The organism is Clostridium sp. HCS.1 (genome assembly GCF_047900555.1).
Classification (GTDB): domain Bacteria; phylum Bacillota; class Clostridia; order Clostridiales; family Clostridiaceae; genus Clostridium.
In genome coordinates, this window is record NZ_CP170704.1 from 525,798 (window position 1) to 544,478 (window position 18,681).

Here is an 18,681-nt window from a genome sequence, read left to right on the forward strand (position 1 = left end):
TTCTAGTAATTGATTGCGATATTGAGATGCATATATTTAACTTTAACCAAGTTTAAACCACTTGTAAATGCTTATTTATATGCTATTTTTTTAACTCAACATCGCAATCAAGCCAACTCAAATGATGAATTATTTTATCTCATTTAATGTGGCTTTTTTTTAATCTAACTATATAAAAATATATTAGCCCCAAAGTAACCATAGTTAATAGTAGTATCAACGGTTTATTAATTAAATAAGATTGTCTTTTATTACTGTTAACTTTTTCTGTACTATCTAAATTGATATTAGTTGAAATACTTGATGTTTTATCCTCTTCATTTATACTCTTTTGTGCTTCAAAGTATTTTCCTTCATTGATGTATTTTTCATAACGAACTACCATATCATGTGGTTCACTCACAAGTTTCAATGTTCTATAATTATCAGATGTACTTTTAAATACCCAAGTATCATCAACCTTATTTTCATCTAACAATACTACTACAATAAAATCTCCCACTTTAGGTTTATCGTTTGTTCCATAATATTTATCAAATTTCTGTATTGAAATTTCTGATTGCTGTATGCTCCCCATCATAACAGTAGAAGGAAGGATACTATATGAGTCTTTATTGATAGTAGTTATTTTTGCTATGAAGAGTGCCTTTTGATTGCCTGACATAATTGACTCTGGTATATCCCCTGCGTAAACATTTCTACTCATAAACAATACCAACATTACAATAGTAATAAAAATCTTTTTCCCCATTCAAAACCCTCCTACAATAATTATATTAATGAATAACATAATACAATTACGTAATACTTTCTCATTTAATTATACACAAATAATGGTAAATATTAAACATTATTTACCATTTAAATATAAATTGCTTTTCTCTCTTTAAAATCCTTTATTTTAGTTTTGGAATAAGAGCTGTGAGATTGAACAAATAATCTTTTGCACCTTATTGTATCTTTTTCAGTTTTAAACAATTCTATCCACTTGAACCAATACATATAATTTGCAAGATATTTGGTTGCTACTCCATGAAATCCAAGCATAAATTCCTTTAATCTACTGTGGTAGGCATTGATGTGTTGAATATGGTAAATCCCTTTTTTATATTTACCAGTTCCTATTTGTTGCATTTCAACATTAAAGTTATTTTTGAATTTGATGTAACTCTTATGAGAATCTACACATAGGATTGATTTATCTTCTATTCTATCTTTGAAAAGTCTTTCTACATCTGTATAACGCATTCTGCCATTACAAACTAACTCAGATATAACATTTCCCAATCTATCAGTAACGCACATTACAGATACTTGATTTTTAGAAATACCCCTCTTTTTCTTGTCTTCTTGATTTGAAGGCTTACTTTTAGGACCCCTCTTATATGGTTTACGGGGCATAGTAAAAATACTGCTTTTGCTATGATTACCTTTGTAAGAAAGTCTAAAAAATGTTTCATCGGCTTCAACTACTCCAGATACAGTACCAATACCTATATATACTCTTATAGCATCTAAAATTTTATGCCTCCATAAGAATGATGTAGGTACACTAATTTCGACTATTTCTGCACATTTTCTAATCGAATAGCCTTCAATCATACATTTGATGTAAGATAACCATGCTGTAAAATCTTTTTTGCTATTATAACATGGGGAGTATGTGAAATCTGTAAATGTCTTATGACAATCTTTACAGATATATCTTTGCTTCTTGTTGTACTTCCCATTTCTTAATACCTTATCTTTTTTACAATATGGGCATACTCTACCTGAAGAGAACCTATTTTCTTTTATTTCATCTTGAATTTCATTTGTCATAGAGCCTAAAATTAACTCTTTTTCAAGATAGTTATATACTCTTTCTTGTTCAGATTTAGTTAAAGTTGAAAGAAATTTTATTACAGAACTTGCTCCAGACATAGTATAAGCCTCCATCGTTTACATTATATTTATATTATAACCTACTTCGGAAAATTTAATCAAATATCAACATATATCTTTAACATAGCGAAATATTTAAACATTATACTTACCCCCACATAATTATTTTAAAGAATAATTGAATACAATTGCGTAATAATAATTATTTCTATTATACATTTAATTGGAATATAATTCCACAGCAAATAGAAGAAATATGCTCTTGTTTAAAAAATAATAATTATCAACATCTAAATAAAACAGAGCCAAAATAAGAAATTAGCCTATATCTTAAATTACTTAGTCAATTAAGATATAGGCTTTATTTTATGAGTTTTTAGGTTAATTATATATTTTTAACTAAAAGCAATCCTTTTTTTACATTTATATTTTAATTAATATTTTAAGAAGAATATGATAATATAATATCCAACAAATAAAATAATTGAAATGTAAATTGCAAACTTGTTGACAATAACATAGTAGAGATATATAATATCTATAAATTTAGAAAAAGAACAGATAGTTTACTCGTATATCCTCTGAATATGGCAGAGAGTATCTACCGGAAACCTTAAATTTCCGACTATGAGTGATTTTGATATACTAAATCTATATTTGTTATATAGATTTTTAGGCATATTAACTTCACTTAGAAGATTAGTATGTCTTTTTTTGTACATAAAAATAGAAATTTAAAAGAATAAAATATTTCATATTATTTTGAAAATGAAAGAAAAAAATTATTTTAAGGGGGAAAAACTATGGCAACAATTATTAAAACTGCTTATACTTTTGATGACGTATTACTAGTACCAAATAAATCTGAGGTTTTACCTAATGAAGTTAGCTTAAAAACTAAGTTAACAAAGAAAATAACATTAAACATTCCTTTAATGAGTGCAAGTATGGATACAGTAACAGAATCAAAAATGGCAATTGCTATGGCTAGAGAAGGTGGAATCGGAATTATTCACAAAAACATGACTATAGCAGAACAAGCAAAAGAAGTTGACAAAGTTAAGAGACAAGAAAATGGAGTTATTACAGATCCAATATTCTTATCAGAAGATCATATAATAAGAGATGCTCAAGAACTTATGGCTCAATATAGAATTTCTGGTGTACCAATAACAAGAGGAACTAAGCTAGTTGGAATAATTACTAATAGAGATATAGTTTTTGAAACAGACTTTGATAGACCAGTTTCAGAAGTTATGACTAAGAGCCCACTTGTTACTTCAAAGGAAGGAACAACTTTACAAGAAGCCCTTGAAATATTAAAGAAACATAAAATAGAAAAATTACCATTAGTAGATGATGAAGATAACCTAAAGGGGTTAATAACTATTAAGGATATAGAAAAAGCAAAGGCATATCCAAATGCAGCAAAGGATTCTAAAGGAAGATTATTATGTGGAGCATCAGTTGGAATTACTAAGGATATGATGGAAAGAGTAGATGCCTTAGTTAAGGCTAATGTTGATGTTATTACATTAGATACTGCTCATGGTCATTCAAAGGGAGTTATGGATGCAGTTAGAACTATAAAAGCTAAGTATCCAGAACTTCAAATAATAGCAGGTAATATTGCAACTGCAGAAGCAACTAGAGATTTAATAGAAGCTGGTGCAGATTGTGTTAAGGTTGGTATAGGGCCTGGATCAATTTGTACAACTAGAATAGTTGCAGGAGTAGGTGTGCCACAATTAACAGCAGTTATGGATTGTGCTGAAGAAGGAAGAAAATATGGAGTTCCAGTAATTGCAGATGGTGGTTTAAAATATTCAGGAGATATAGTTAAGGCTTTAGCTGCTGGAGCATCTGCTGCTATGATGGGTTCAATGTTTGCAGGTTGTGATGAAGCACCAGGAGAAACAGAAATATATGAAGGAAGAAGATATAAAGTATATAGAGGAATGGGTTCTCTTGGAGCTATGGAAAAGGGATCAAGTGATAGATACTTCCAAAATGGAACTAAGAAATTTGTACCAGAAGGTGTTGAAGGAAGAGTTGCATATAGAGGATATCTATCAGATACTATATATCAATTATTAGGTGGGATTAGATCAGGAATGGGATATTTAGGAGCACCTAATTTAGATAGCCTATATGAAAATGCTAAATTCGTAGTTCAAACTGCATCAGGAATAAGAGAAAGTCATCCACATGATGTAAATATAACTAAAGAAGCACCAAACTATAGTAAATAACTAGGGTTATTTACTATAGTAATGAAGAATGTAAAATGTAGAATGAAAAATTAAGGAAATAACTAAGCAAGCTTAGTTAATGAATGCATAAAGATTTTATATTTTATTATTCAGTTATAGCTGAATAATTACAATAATTTTTTCATTCTTTTAATTCTTTCATTTTTTCATTTCAATATTAATAAGTGTTACAATAAAGTAGATAATAAATAGAATTTGGGTTGGAGGTAACCTATGAATAAAGAGTTAGTTTTAGTTATTGACTTTGGTGGTCAATATAATCAATTAATTGCTAGAAGAGTTAGAGAGTGTGGAGTTTATTGTGAAGTTCACCCACATACTTTAAGTGTTGATGAAATAAAGGAAATGAATCCAAAGGGAATAATATTTACTGGTGGACCAAATAGTGTTTATGGAGAAGATTCTCCTTTATGTGAAAAATCATTATTTGAAGCTGGAATTCCTATCCTTGGAATATGCTATGGTTCTCAATTAATGGCTCATATGCTTGGTGGAAAGGTTGCAACTGCTCCAGTAAGTGAATATGGTAAAACTAAAGTAGACATAAATGTAGATTCTAAGTTATTTGAAGGTGTATCACCATCTACAATTTGTTGGATGAGTCATACAGATTACATAGAAAAAGCACCAGAAGGCTTTAAAGTAATAGCTAATACGCCAGTATGTCCAGTGGCTGCTATGGAAAATGAAGAAAAGAATCTTTATGCAGTTCAATATCATCCAGAAGTTATGCATACACAAGAAGGAACTAAGATGATTTCAAACTTCTTATATAATGTTTGTAAATGCTCTGGAGATTGGAAAATGGACTCATTTGTTGAAAAGACAATTGAAGAAGTTCGTAAAAAGGTTGGTAATGGTAAGGTATTATGTGCATTATCAGGTGGTGTTGATTCATCAGTTGCAGCAGTATTACTTTCAAAGGCAGTTGGAAGCCAATTAACATGTGTATTTGTTGATCATGGCCTTCTTCGTAAAAATGAAGGTGATGAAGTTGAAGAAGTATTTGGACCAAATGGACAATATGACTTAAACTTTATTAGAGTAAATGCTCAAGAAAGATTCTATGAAAAATTAAAAGGTATAGAAGAACCAGAAGAAAAGAGAAAAATAATTGGTGAAGAGTTTATTAGAGTATTTGAAGAAGAAGCTAAGAAAATCGGAACTGTAGATTTCTTGGTACAAGGAACTATTTATCCAGATGTAATTGAAAGTGGTCTTGGAAAATCAGCAGTTATAAAATCACATCATAATGTTGGAGGACTTCCAGACTATGTTGATTTTAAAGAAATAATAGAACCATTAAGATTATTATTTAAAGATGAAGTGCGTAAGGCAGGTTTAGAACTTGGAATACCTGAAAAATTAGTTTTCAGACAACCATTCCCAGGTCCAGGACTTGGAATACGTATAATTGGAGAAGTAACAGCAGAAAAAGTTAAGATAGTTCAAGAAGCAGATGCAATTTATAGAGAAGAAATTGCAAAGGCTGGTATTGATAAAGAAATAGGTCAATACTTTGCAGCACTTACTAATATGAGATCAGTAGGTGTAATGGGAGATGAAAGAACTTATGATTATGCAGTAGCACTTAGAGCTGTAACTACTAGTGATTTCATGACAGCAGAATCAGCTGACCTTCCATGGGAAGTACTTGGAAAAGTAACAACTAGAATAGTAAATGAAGTTAAGGGTGTAAATAGAGTATTCTATGATTGCACAGGAAAACCACCGGCAACTATAGAATTCGAATAATGTATAAAAAACGGGAGCACGTTTAAATAGCGGACTCCCGTTCTTTTTAGGAATTTTCCAGTCATTTGAAGGAAGGCATAGATAAACTAGAGTCTAAGCCTTCCTGTATTTTAACAATGGTATATATCATTCCAACTTGGTAGTGGCATATTATTTTTGATTGCCTCATTTACTAAAGAATAGTAATGTACTTTTCTTTGGATATGTTCAAGTCCATCCTCTAAATCTTTTATTGCCGCTTTTGTTTTTTCTTCCTGAGATTTCATCATTAAGAGGATTTTATCTGAATTAGATAGGATATCTTTTTCATAAGCAAAAAAAGCTTTTATTTCAGATAATGGAAGTAATGATTTTTTGAAACAATCTATGGCATACAAACGATCAATATGTGAATTGTTGTAAACTCTTCTATAGTCATTTATATGTTCTACATTTTCTAATAATCCAATTTTTTCATAATAACGTATTGTTGATGCTGGTAAATGAAACATTTTTGATATTTCTGTAATCGAATAAGACATATAATTTTTAATACTCCAAAAAAAACTTGAGTTGAAGTTAACTTCAAGTTGTATAATATAATTATACTACAATATAACTATGGAGGGGTATAATGGAAAGTTTTAATTTTTTTGCACCAACATTTTTTGCATTTGGCAAGGGTCGTGAAAACGATTGTGGAGAATTAGTAAAGAGATTTGGTGGCAGTAAGGTATTAATTCATTATGGTGGAGGTTCTGTTGTGCGTTCGGGCTTGCTTGATAGGGTAAAGGAATCCCTTAAAAAAGCTTCTATTGAATTTGTAGAGCTTGGGGGGGTTATGCCTAATCCAAGAAGTGGGCTTGTTTATGAAGGAATAGAACTTAGCAAAAAAGAGAATGTAGATTTTATTCTTGCAGTTGGAGGTGGAAGCACCATTGATTCATCCAAAGCAATTGCTGCAGGTGTAGTATATGATGGGGATTTTTGGGATTTCTATCAGGGCAAGAGGATTGAAGAAGCACTTCCTGTTGGAACAATTCTTACAATAGCAGCAGCAGGTTCTGAAGGATCACCAGATTCAGTAATTACTAAGGAAGATGGAATGATTAAAAGAGGTGCATCAGGAGATGCAATTCGTCCAAAGTTTTCAATACTAAATCCAGAGCTTACGGAGACACTTCCTGCATATCAGACTGCCTGTGGTATTACAGATATTATTGCACATTTATATGAGCGTTATTTGACAAATTCTAAAGATGTAGAGGTTACAGATCGTTTGATTGAATCACTTATTCTTACTATGAAAACAGAGGCTCCTAAGGTAATGGCTAATCTTGAAGATTATGAGGCAAGAGCCAACATTATGTGGGCAGGAATGGTTGCTCATAATAATATCGTTGGAGTTGGTCGTTCTCAAGACTGGACTAGTCATCAGATTGAGCATGAGTTATCTGCATTATATGATTGTGCACATGGTGCTGGACTTGCAGTTACAATGCCAGCAGTATTTACTTATAATATGTCTCACGATGTTATGAGATTTGCACAGATAGCTGTCAGAGTATGGGGCTGCCAAATGGATTTTTCTCATCCTGAAAGAACAGCAAAAGAAGGAATTGAAGCTCTTCGCAGTTTCTTAATATCTATAGGAATGCCAAAGAATTTTGAGGAACTTGGAGCTGAGGAAAATGATATTGAAAAACTTGCATATACCTGTTGTTACGGTAACGGTAATGAGGGTGGTCAAATTGGTGGTTTTGTATCATTGAAACAAAGGGATGTAGAAGCAATTTACAGACTTATGCTTTAGAAAATAATAAGGAGATGGATAATTATGCAAACAATTAATATAACAAATGGACCTGATCATGCATCAAGACTAATCCTTGGCTGTATGCGTATGCCTGCACTTTCTATAGAAGATGCAGCTAAGATGATTCAGACAGCACATGATTTGGGAATCAATTTTATTGATCATGCTACCTGCTATGGTTATGGAGAAGCAGAAAAGCGATTTGGTGATGCAATGGCCCTTACAGGGGTAAAACGTGAAGATTTAATCATTCAGTCTAAGTGTGGATTAAGATTTGATAAACAGATATTTGACTGGAGAAAGTCTAATATTATTGAAAGTGTTGATGGAATACTGAAGAGACTAAAAATCGAGTATCTAGATATTCTATTACTGCATAGACCAGATTTACTCTATGATCCAGAACAAGTTGCAGAGGCATTTGATGAACTTGAGGCTTCAGGAAAGGTTCGTCATTTTGGTATCAGCAATACCATGCCTATGCAGATAGAACTTTTAAAGAAATATGTAAAGCAGCCCCTTAAGATTAATCAGTTACAGCTTTCTTTGGAGCAGTCACAATTAATTGATCAGGATCTATATATGAATAACAAAACAACTGATATGTCAGTTATGCGTGATGGCGGAGCACTTGATTATTGTCGTCTAAATGATATTACAATTCAGGCATGGTCCCCACTTCAATATGGAATGTTTAAGGGCGTGTTTATAGATAATCCAGATTTCCCTGAAATGAATAAGGTACTTGGCGAGTTAGCTGATCAGTATAATGTTACAAAGGCAGCAATCGCAATCGCGTGGATTCTTCGCCATCCAGCAAAAATGCAGGTAATCGCAGGTACAATGAATCCAGTTCATCTGACTGAAATGGCAGAGGCTTGTAAAGTTAGTCTTACCCATGAGGAGTGGTATCGTTTATATCTTTCTTCTGGAAAATTTTTACCATAATAAAGAGTTGATTAGTTATAGAGGGCTTATAGCCCTCTTTTTTTACAGTATACAAAAGAATATAATATAAATAGATTCATTTTCAAAAGAAAGGTGTTGGCATTGGCATGATAAACAGTTTCATTAAGGAAAGAGCTGAAATTGGCGAAGGAATGGTGGCAAAGGTATATTCATGGAATGGATTTGCTTATAAATGCTTTCATGATGGATATCCAAAAGAATGGATCGATTATGAATATAGCCAACAAAATGAAGTATGCAAAAGTGGACTTCCCATACCGCATTATTATGAATCTGAGTTCCAGGGTACCATAAAGATGGATTTAATTTGTGGTTGCTCAATGTTTGAAAAAATAAAATCCTTGGGGAAGGATGTTGTAATGGATGATTTTATTACATGGTTTAAGAAAATTCATGAAATAAAGCATCTCAAACTTCATCATGTTACCAAGTATTTAGGTAAGCAAATTGATTCAGCATCAATATCTGAAGAAGAAAAAATATATACAAAACAATGTCTATTAGAAGTAGAAAAAGAAGATGTGGAAGATGAAGGACTCTGTCACATGGATTATCATACATTGAATGTCATGTACGAAAATGACAACATCAGAATTATAGATTGGGTAAATGCCAAGAATGGGAAACCAATTTGGGATTATGCTCGAACTTATGTAATTTTTTATGAATATGCTGCAGGACTAAAGAGAAATTACATGAAAAGGGTATTAGTTCTTGAAGGTTATTCTGAGGAATTATTTATGAAAGCTGTGTTGGTTAGTGCAATTTGCAGACTAACTGAACATGATACGAAACGAGTTAGACAGTTAATTAAGCTACTATCATAGAATGGAAAGTTGACATTATAAGAAACAATATAAAAAAGCCTTTATTTTAGGGGCTTTTTTGTTTTATATAGAAAAGAAAGATAATATTTTAGTAAATATTCATATTTAGCTCTTTATAATTTTGTAATATTTTTGAAAAAAAAGGTATATTTCAGATTGGGAAAATATTATAATTATTATTAACATAATAAAAAGTAGATTAATCTACTTTTAAAGGAGGGCATAATATGCCAAATGGTTTGTTTAAAAAAGCACTCTCTAAAGTAGGAGAGGTTGTATCTGATATTGATGTTAACGAAGTAAAGAATAAAGCAGGTATAATTACAGGTAATGCTCTAAATGCAGCTGGGGAAATGGCAAATAAATCTGTTGATGTTGCAAAAGATATTGCCAATGGTACAGTCAAAGCAGTGAAAAAGATAGAAATACCTGAAATAACACCTGAAGATGTACTGTTACAATCAATTAAATTACCTGGAGTAAAGATTGATAGAACTCAATTTTTAAAAAAGGAACTTATAAAGTATTATTCTGAAAAAGAGATTAATTTAGCAATTGAGAGAAATCCAGCGTTTGCTGGTATTGAACGAGAAAAAATAAATATTATTGCTAAGCAAGTTATAGACTATGAAACTAATAGGGTTTCTGCAATTTCTTTTGCAGCTGGAATTCCAGGTGGAGTAGCGATGGCTGTAGCTTTACCAGCAGACTTAGTGCAATATTTTGGATTTATACTTAAAGTTATGCAAAAACTAGCTTATTTATATGGCTTCAGTGATTTTGAATTAGATGGGGATAATATTAGTGACTCAACAATGAATAATATTCTTTTATTCTTAGGAGTTATGTTTGGAGTTCAAGGTGCTGCACAAGGAGTAAAGATTGTTGCAGAAACAGCTACTCGTAAGGTGTCTAAATCTTTAGCACAAAAAGCACTTACTAAAGGAGCTGTATATCCTATAGCAAAAAAAAGTAGCTACAACTCTAGGGTTTAAAATGACTAAGGATGTTTTTGCTAAGGGAATATCTAAGGTAGTGCCAATTGTAGGTGGGGCAGTTAGCGGAGGATTAACATATGTAACATTTAAAAGTTGTGCAAATAAATTAAAAAATGATTTTAAAGAACTTAACTTGTCTGATCCCAATTTTTATAAAGAATTAGAAGTTAAAGAATGTGATGTTTAAAATATAATATTTATAAGTTATTACAAAAATTCATAAGGTGAAAAGAAATAAATAAAGAAGTTTAAACAGATATTAAAATAACTTTGCTTAGTACAGCTTCAACTATAGCGGAATTTGAAAAAAAATATAGTCATGTGAACTCATACATTAGATAATTTTCAAGAAACTGTTAAATATTTTATAATATAAAACTACTAGTTAATTATATATAGAAACAAAAAATTATTAAAGAAAATGAAAAGATGTTTTAAGCAAGTGGGATTGGACATTAGTTATTTTTAATTAAATATAAAACTAACTAATGTCTAATAATGTGTATAATTTTCAAATAACACTTGATTTTATATAGAATTAAAACCTTTATTTATATTAATTTATACAAATAAATTAAAATCTCTCCTTTTATCCTATAATAATTTTCAGATTAAATTCAAATTAATTATGTAATAGGAAGAAAGAAAGCTGGTTCACTTCTTCTGACATACTGATCTTCTAACATATGAACGTGAGAAAGAAAATTCTCATCATCAAAGTATTTTGCCTTTGTAGGACATATTTTAATGCAACGTTGACACTTAATACATGTACCAGGTACAAGAGAAGCATCAGTAAAATCAATGGCTGCCATTGGGCAAGCTTTTGCACAAATACCACAATTATCACAAAGTTCCTTATGGGTTTTAGGTTTTGCCCTTAGGAAATTTACAGGAGTATTATCTACACCAAGGGGTGTATAATAAGTAACTGCAGGATGTTCTCCTGGAACTTCAATTGGTAAGATATTTTCATTATTTAAAATATAATTTGAAGCAGTCTTGCAGAAGGAGTCAATTTGAATTAAGTCTTTTTCATCTGGACGACCAGTACCTATTTTGGATGAGAAAGCATGAACTGTTGCAATTGCAGCAGCTGAAAAAGGAATAAATCCATTGGAAGAAAGAATGTCAGTAAGTTCAGAAAGGGCATTATCAAAGCTCCTATTTCCATAAACAACAATAGGAATCACAGGAGTATTTTTACCCGAAAAAGAACTTTCAATATAAGGTACCATTTTATTGGGGATTCTTCCAGCATAAGTAGGCGATGCAAAAAGAACTAAATCTTGTGGACCGAAAGAATGAAATGCTTGTCTATTTTGAGGCCTAGTATAATCAACATAATTAATAGGTACTTGTAAAACTTCTTGTAGATTTTTTGAAATTCTTGTAATTACTTTTCTTGTATTTCCAGTAGCACTATAGAATATAGCAGTGATGTGATTAATTTTCATAAAATACTCCTTTCTATATATAGTTAAAACCCTTATTAGTGTCTATTTATACTTATAGGAAGTTATAGATTTTCTACATTTAAAAAATTATATTCCTTTAAAAAAATATTGGCTTTTTCTATTATTTTGAATTCGTAGTCCAATAAGTCATGAGTATCTGAACCTACTGTTACCTCTATATAATATTCTTTAAGCAACTTTTTTAATAATTTTATATCATCATTTGAGTCTACTATAAAATTATAGTAATGATCAGAATAGGAATTTATGTTAAGTTCCCAAAAGATATTATTGTTTTTTAGAAATTTTAATATTTCTCTTAGACCTTCTTCTAAATTGTTATATCTACTTGCAAATTTAATTAAATCAGTATGAGCTAAGCCAACTTTAATTTTAAAATTGCTTATAAGCTTAGCTATATCTTCTAAGGAGATAGAGGAATTTAAACACTCAAGATACTCTAAAAGCACATAATCCAATTTATTAATATCTTTATATTGGACTTTTTGTAAGTCATTAAATGGTAAACAATTAATTTCAATACCTCTTAATATGTTAATTTTGTTTTCGTATTGAATTTTAGATTTTGTAAGGTTATTTATATACCTATTTAATTTTGAGGGGGAAATAGATGTACACTTAGAAGTATTATAATGATCGGTAATGCCAATTGAACTTATATTATGCTTAATGGCATTTTCTATTAGTTCATCTACTTTATTTTTACCATCTGACCATATAGTATGGTTGTGTAAATCCACTAACTGATTTATACTCATAAATTTACTCCTCCTTTTATTATAAAATACTACTATATATATTATACCATTTATATACATATAAATGATTAATTATATACATACTAGTGCTTAATATTTGCTAAGTTATCTTTAAGTATAAATCAATTAGGTAGTATAATTATTATTTTTAAAATTCATTGCTTATAACACAACACTATAAAGTAATAAATTACAATATACTATAATTTAGATATTGTATTCTTCTTTCTAAATTGTAGTGGTGAACAACCTTTATTCTTTTTAAATATTTTAGAGAAAGCAAGTTGATCATCAAAAGATAATGAGTTAGCTATTATTGAAATAGGTAAATCAGTAGTAATTAATAATTCACAAGCTTTATTTATTTTCTTTTTCAAAATATATTGTTTAGGCGAAATTCCAAATTTATTAGAAAAGGTTCTAGATAAATAGCTAGAGTTAAAACCAAATTTCTCAGCAATTTGAGTAACAGTTAAATTAAGTGGATAATTTAAATCAATATAATATTTTATTTCTTCCATTGCTGTAGTTTTTGAATCTAAATTATCATTAATTCCTATTTCATCGAAGAGATTAGCAAAAATCTCTAGCAAAATACTATTAGCTCTAAAAAACATACTATTGTGGTTATTATGCATATTTAGAATTTTATTGATTTCATTGTAATAATACTCATTATTAAGATTCTTAAAAACATATATTTCTTCATTTGCCCTTAATAACTGTGAAGTATATTTTTGCGAATTAATACCTAAATAACCTAACCAAACATAAGTCCAGGGAGTATTTTGGTTAGCTTTATAAGTAGATATTTTATTAGCAGGAATAATAAATGCATCTCCTTTCGATAATTGAAATGTATGATTGTCTATTGTAAGTTCTCCCTTTCCATCCATAACAAAATGGATTAAATTAAATTCACGAAAAGCAGGACCAAATATATGATTTGGATCACATGCCTCATAACCAGCATTAAAAATGACAAAATCAGATAGAGATTTATAAAGTAATGAAGTACTTGTTTCTTTATATTGTTTCATGATATGAATTTTAATATATAATTATTTTTATTTCAATGAAAAAGTAAAAAAAAGACATATATAAAACAAATAATTCTATACTAAAAGAAAAAATAGCGTGATAAACTAATAATGTAAGCGTTTATTTTATTTGTACAAATAAATTTATTTCAATAGAAAAAAGTCAAGTTTTAGCTAATTTAAGAAAAATGTTTAACTATATATTTATGAGTCGATTCATTGTTAATTATTTAATGGTAATACCTTCTATTAGTTTATAGAATTGTATTAAGTTGTAGAAGATAAAAATAGAGATTGTATATGATGGAGGGAAAAATGTATAAAAACAATTATTTTGAAATTGAAATGGGACAAGATTATTTATTTAGGTATCTTATAGATGAGAATTTACAAGTCTCAATTCAAAGTCCATCTTTTGAAGTAGATAATGAAAATGTTGTTCCTGCTCAAAAATTTATTTATAAAGAAAGAAATAAACTCAATGAAAATATTGAAGAATTAACCTATTCTTCGATACTTACTAATAATATGAATATTGATTTTGTTATTCGTGTTAGTGATAAAAGTCCAATTATTAGATTCAAATATGTTTTATATTCAAATGATGCTAGATGTTTAACAAAGCATAATGGTCTAGATAATATTGTTTATTGTGGATATGAAACTTTGAAAGAAAGCAAAAAAATTGAATTAAGAATTTCAGATTATGACTATATGTATCATACTCATGTAATAACAGAAAATGAAGCATTTAATAACGAAAATCAAATTATGGGACCAATTCTTGTTGAGGAAAGAGAAGATTTATCTTTACTTTTAGCTTATGAGCATGGTTCACAATATCCAAATAAGTTTTTAGAATTTGAACAAGAGGGGAATAAAATTTCAGTTAAGTCCATAAAAGGAAATTATGTTTCTAATCAATTAATAGATAGTAATAATAATTTTGAAACAATTTGGTTTCAATTTGGTGCAGTTAAAGGTGGGAAAGAGTCTTTAGCTAAGCAGTATAGAACATTTCAGTTAAAATATTGTACTTTAAATATGGAAAGTAGAAAACCATATATTTTCTATAATACATGGAATTTTCAAGAAAGAAATAAAAGATGGAATGGTAATAAATATTTAACTGATATGACATTTGAAAGAATGGATAAAGAAATTGATGCTGCTAATCAAATGGGAATAGAAGTATTTGTAATTGATACAGGATGGTATAAGCAAACTGGAGATTGGTTAATTAACGAAGAGAAATTTCCAGATAAATTAAAGCTTATTAAGAAAAAATTAGATTCCTATGGTATGAAACTAGGAATTTGGTTTAATCCAATTGCAGCAGGAAAAACAAGTGAAATGTATTTATCACAAAAAGATAATATTATTAATAAGAGAGATTCTGTGAAAGAACCACATGAAATTTGGGAAACAGAAGAAAGTTATGAAATGTGCTTAGTTTCAGGTTATTGGAAAAGATATGCTTCACGTTTATGTGAAATAATTGAAGATTTAGGTGTTTCATACATTAAATGGGATGCTGTAGGGATGGAAGGATGTCAACAAGGAAATCATTATCATGGAACAAGTGATAATTCATCTCAAGAGTGCGAAGAGAATTATTCATTTAATGTTGTAAGATATTTAGTAAAAATTATTGATTATGTATGCGAAAAACATCCTGAAGTTATATTTGATTTTGATATAACTGAACCAGGACGTTGTACAGGCTTAGGATTCCTTTCATCAGGTAAGTATTTTGCTATTAATAATGGTCCATACTTTGATGATTATAATATAAAAAGAGAGCCTGATACTTGGTCTAATATTTTTGTTAATCCTGGCCCTGCTAGAACTTGGATATCAAGAAGAATTTTAGATTATGATAAATGGATTCCATCAGTTTTATTTTTAACTCATTATTTACCTGACGATGGATATGACTCTCAATTATTAAATATTGCTTCTCTTATTCTAGGTCAAAATGGAATTTGGGGAGATTTATTAAACATTTCTAAAGAGGGAGTTAGTTTATTTAATGATAGTTTATCAACCTATAAAGAAGTGAGAGATGATATAACTGAAGCGTATCCAATTATGTTTGGAAGACCTGGTGAAACATTTGAAGTTCACGAAAAAATTAGTGAAAATACTGGACGTGGAGCAGTTGTTTTATTTACAAATTCATTAGGAGAGTATACGTATAAATTAAAAAATAAAACAACTAAAAATATAAAGGTATTTGGTAATGCAGTAGTTGAATTTGTAGATGAAGAAAATGTTTCAATTAAGATTGATAATAAAACAAAAGAAGCAGCTATTGTATTCTTTAAGTAAATAATTAGTTTTTATTAAATAATGAAGGGAGATAAAATATGAAAGATAAAATGTTAATTTGGGTAAGTAAGTTTAGTACCAATAAATATGTTACTGCTATAAAAAATGGTGTTATTGCATATGCACCATTTACGATTGTTGCATCAATTGCTTTGTTAATTACTAATTTTCCGTCTGAAGCTTATATAAATTTTGTTACCAATTTATTGGGTGTATCTGAAGCATCAGTATGGCAAAATCAAGTCAATAGTTTTATGAATGGGACTATGAATTTAGGTGGGATTATCTGCTTGTTATTCATTTCATATAATTTAGCAGAGCAATATAAAAATCCAAAAGTAAAACCAATTTATGCTTCTGTAATTACTTTAGGTGTATTCTATTTTATGACGCCAATAAGTACATTAGAAGATGGCTCAACAGCAATTGCTCTTTCAAGATTGGGTGCTTCAAGTTTAATTGTAGCTATTGTTTTAGGCCTTATTGTTCCAACATTATATAAATATCTTATAGAAAAAAAATTAACAATAAAATTACCAGATGCAGTTCCACCAGAAGTTGCAAATTCTTTTTCATCTCTAATACCAATAGCAATTATTTTTGTTGGAATGTTTATTATTAAAATATTACTTGAAATATCACCATTTGGAAATATTCATGATTTCTTAAATGTTCTTTTATCAAAACCACTTCAAAGTTTATCCGGAAGCTTATTGGGATTTTCTTTTGCTATATTTTTTGCTATGGTACTTTGGTTCTTTGGAATTCATGGTACATCTATTGTAATGGGAGCATTATCACCAGCATTATTGATGTTAAGTGACCAAAATAGACTTGCCTTCCAAGCTGGAGAAGCATTACCTAATATTATTACTAATGAGTTTTTAACTTATGCAACTGGAACTGGACTGTATATGTGTATTGCCTTCTTAATTGTTGGGAAAAGTAGACAAGGAAAAGAAATCTCTAAGTTAGGTCTACTTCCAGCTGTTTTTGGAATCCATGAACCATTAGTATTTGGATATCCGATTATGTATAATATTTATTTGGGCTCATTATATATTGTATTACCGGTTATTGGGATTATTTTAACGTATTTTGTTACTAGTATTGGACTAGTTGCTAGATTAAATGGTACTGGAGTTCCTTGGACTGCTCCACCTGGAATATATGCATTTATTGGAACTGGTGGACAAATATCAGCCGTAGTTTGGCAAATTATATTAGGTGTTATTTATACAATCCTAAGTATTCCTTTAGTTAAGAAATATGATAATCAATTGTTAGAACAAGAAAAGCTAGAAGAGGGAAAACAATTAGTAAATAATACAAACTAATTTAAAAATCTTTAAATATATACTCTTTTAAGGAACGCCTATATTAATGGGCGTTTTTTTATTTGGGAGTGATAGAATAAAAAATAAAAAATGTGAGTAATATATACAATGAATAACATAAAAATATACAAAAAATAAAGAATAGAAGGGAATAGAAAAATGAAGATAATATCAATCAGAAAAAATATACCTATAATGATATTATATGAAAAAATTCAAGAGAAAGATTCACATCCACTTTCTGATAGAAGTTCTATTTTTGATAGGGGATTAGACATGGTAATTAAGAATAAGCCTGATTTAAAACATTTATCGAAAATTAAAATTAATGGGATGCGTATTGCTGCTGATTTTCCTGATTTTATTCAAATTAAAGCAGATGAGAAAAAGTTGACTAATGTGGTAAGTATGATTAAGGAAAGTTTTCCAGATTTAACTATAGTTCAGATGCCATATTTGGTCAAATTAGTGCTAATCTATTATTTTACTGAAATAGAACGTGAGGATGATTCCAACAATAATATAAATATTCTTGGAGTAGCTGAACAAATGGTCAATATAGGAATTGATAGCTTTGTTTTTAAAAAAGAATTTGATTTATCGGATTATTACCAAAAGAAAAAATTATATGAGCTTGTAAGAAAGTATTTAGAGGAGAAAAATCAAGAATTAAATATGACTCTGAGAAATCAGATTAGCTATGATATTAAGAAATATTCTGATTATTTTAATATAACGAAATACTTTCCAGAAAGAAGGAAAACATTAGGAACTGTAAACATTATAGTCATTTCAAAGATTTGTGCAGGATTAATAATTACGATTGCAGAGATTGAAGGTTACAATTTAGATAATATTTTAGAAAATATTAAGAAAGATATTGATTGGGCATGATATTATCAATGATGGCTTGATTAGAGAAGAAAGTGAAACTGTTATAGAAAACTTAGATACTATTTCTAAAGCAACTACAGAAGTATATTATACAGAAATTTCATGGGATGAAGCAAATGTAAAAAAGTTTTTAAAAAAATAATTTAAGCAAGTATGCTACATAGAGAATAAAAAGATAAGTTTCAGTATCAGGCAGAATTATAAATAAAGATAAAGGTGATAAATCTGTATTTTATGATTGTATAGGAAAAAACATCAGAAACTATTGAGTTTAAGTAATCACATAAAAATATTTATATAAAAAATTAATAAAATAGTATAATAAAAAAATGCTAGTATAAA

General features: G+C 29.3%; 17 protein-coding genes and 1 riboswitch. Of the genes, 11 read left to right on the forward strand and 6 right to left on the reverse strand.

The features are described from left to right. Positions 1-139: 139 nt before the first annotated feature. Entirely contained in the window at positions 140-751 is a 612-nt protein-coding gene (locus ACFYH6_RS02570) for a hypothetical protein (protein ID WP_416179232.1), read from the reverse strand. A 110-nt stretch (positions 752-861) separates the two neighbouring features. After that, on the reverse strand, positions 862-1,923 hold the full coding sequence (locus ACFYH6_RS02575) for an IS1595 family transposase (protein ID WP_416179231.1): 1,062 nt from the start codon (positions 1,921-1,923) through the stop codon (positions 862-864). A 511-nt stretch (positions 1,924-2,434) separates the two neighbouring features. Continuing rightward, positions 2,435-2,532: riboswitch (purine riboswitch) on the forward strand. Positions 2,533-2,687: 155 nt separating this feature from the next. Here ACFYH6_RS02575 and guaB point away from each other — a divergent pair. Next, positions 2,688-4,136, forward strand: coding sequence for an IMP dehydrogenase (guaB, locus tag ACFYH6_RS02580; RefSeq protein ID WP_416179230.1), 1,449 nt, complete (start codon positions 2,688-2,690; stop codon positions 4,134-4,136). Positions 4,137-4,370: 234 nt separating this feature from the next. Further along, positions 4,371-5,912, forward strand: coding sequence for a glutamine-hydrolyzing GMP synthase (gene guaA / locus ACFYH6_RS02585; RefSeq protein ID WP_416179229.1), 1,542 nt, complete (start codon positions 4,371-4,373; stop codon positions 5,910-5,912). 110 nt (positions 5,913-6,022) lie between these two features. Here guaA and ACFYH6_RS02590 read toward each other — a convergent pair whose 3' ends face one another. Then, positions 6,023-6,433, reverse strand: a complete 411-nt coding sequence (locus ACFYH6_RS02590; protein ID WP_416179228.1) for a MerR family transcriptional regulator — start codon at positions 6,431-6,433, stop codon at positions 6,023-6,025. A gap of 92 nt (positions 6,434-6,525) precedes the next feature. On the opposite strand from ACFYH6_RS02590, the gene ACFYH6_RS02595 reads away from it, so the two are divergent. The 5 genes from ACFYH6_RS02595 (at position 6,526) to ACFYH6_RS02615 (ending at position 10,688) form a co-directional block, all read left to right on the forward strand. Beyond that, entirely contained in the window at positions 6,526-7,704 is a 1,179-nt protein-coding gene (locus ACFYH6_RS02595; protein WP_416179227.1) for an iron-containing alcohol dehydrogenase, read from the forward strand. A gap of 24 nt (positions 7,705-7,728) precedes the next feature. Further along, entirely contained in the window at positions 7,729-8,655 is a 927-nt protein-coding gene (locus tag ACFYH6_RS02600; RefSeq protein ID WP_416179226.1) for an aldo/keto reductase, read from the forward strand. 107 nt (positions 8,656-8,762) lie between these two features. Then, a complete protein-coding gene (locus ACFYH6_RS02605) occupies positions 8,763-9,503 on the forward strand; it encodes a phosphotransferase (protein WP_416179225.1) in 741 nt (246 codons plus the stop codon). A 227-nt stretch (positions 9,504-9,730) separates the two neighbouring features. Then, a complete protein-coding gene (locus tag ACFYH6_RS02610; protein ID WP_416179224.1) occupies positions 9,731-10,498 on the forward strand; it encodes a hypothetical protein in 768 nt (255 codons plus the stop codon). Between the two features lies 1 nt (position 10,499). After that, positions 10,500-10,688: a hypothetical protein gene (locus ACFYH6_RS02615; protein WP_416179223.1), complete on the forward strand. Its 189-nt coding sequence runs from the start codon at positions 10,500-10,502 to the stop codon at positions 10,686-10,688. A 439-nt stretch (positions 10,689-11,127) separates the two neighbouring features. Here the strand turns inward: ACFYH6_RS02615 and ACFYH6_RS02620 are convergent, their stop codons facing one another. The 3 genes from ACFYH6_RS02620 to ACFYH6_RS02630 all read right to left on the reverse strand — a co-directional run bounded on the left by ACFYH6_RS02620 (position 11,128) and on the right by ACFYH6_RS02630 (position 13,777). After that, entirely contained in the window at positions 11,128-11,958 is an 831-nt protein-coding gene (locus ACFYH6_RS02620) for an EFR1 family ferrodoxin (protein ID WP_416179222.1), read from the reverse strand. Positions 11,959-12,020: 62 nt separating this feature from the next. Next, positions 12,021-12,737, reverse strand: coding sequence for a CpsB/CapC family capsule biosynthesis tyrosine phosphatase (locus ACFYH6_RS02625; RefSeq protein WP_416179221.1), 717 nt, complete (start codon positions 12,735-12,737; stop codon positions 12,021-12,023). A gap of 200 nt (positions 12,738-12,937) precedes the next feature. Beyond that, positions 12,938-13,777: an AraC family transcriptional regulator gene (locus ACFYH6_RS02630; protein WP_416179220.1), complete on the reverse strand. Its 840-nt coding sequence runs from the start codon at positions 13,775-13,777 to the stop codon at positions 12,938-12,940. Between the two features lie 315 nt (positions 13,778-14,092). Here ACFYH6_RS02630 and ACFYH6_RS02635 point away from each other — a divergent pair, with 315 nt between their 5' ends. The 4 genes from ACFYH6_RS02635 (at position 14,093) to ACFYH6_RS02650 (ending at position 18,481) form a co-directional block, all read left to right on the forward strand. Beyond that, entirely contained in the window at positions 14,093-16,108 is a 2,016-nt protein-coding gene (locus ACFYH6_RS02635; protein ID WP_416179219.1) for an alpha-galactosidase, read from the forward strand. Between the two features lie 38 nt (positions 16,109-16,146). Further along, positions 16,147-17,445, forward strand: a complete 1,299-nt coding sequence (locus tag ACFYH6_RS02640) for a PTS sugar transporter subunit IIC (RefSeq protein ID WP_416179218.1) — start codon at positions 16,147-16,149, stop codon at positions 17,443-17,445. Positions 17,446-17,604: 159 nt separating this feature from the next. Then, entirely contained in the window at positions 17,605-18,339 is a 735-nt protein-coding gene (locus tag ACFYH6_RS02645; protein WP_416179217.1) for a hypothetical protein, read from the forward strand. Continuing rightward, positions 18,326-18,481, forward strand: a complete 156-nt coding sequence (locus ACFYH6_RS02650; protein WP_416179216.1) for a hypothetical protein — start codon at positions 18,326-18,328, stop codon at positions 18,479-18,481. The genes ACFYH6_RS02645 and ACFYH6_RS02650 overlap by 14 nt, the downstream gene beginning before the upstream one ends. Positions 18,482-18,681 lie beyond the last annotated feature (200 nt).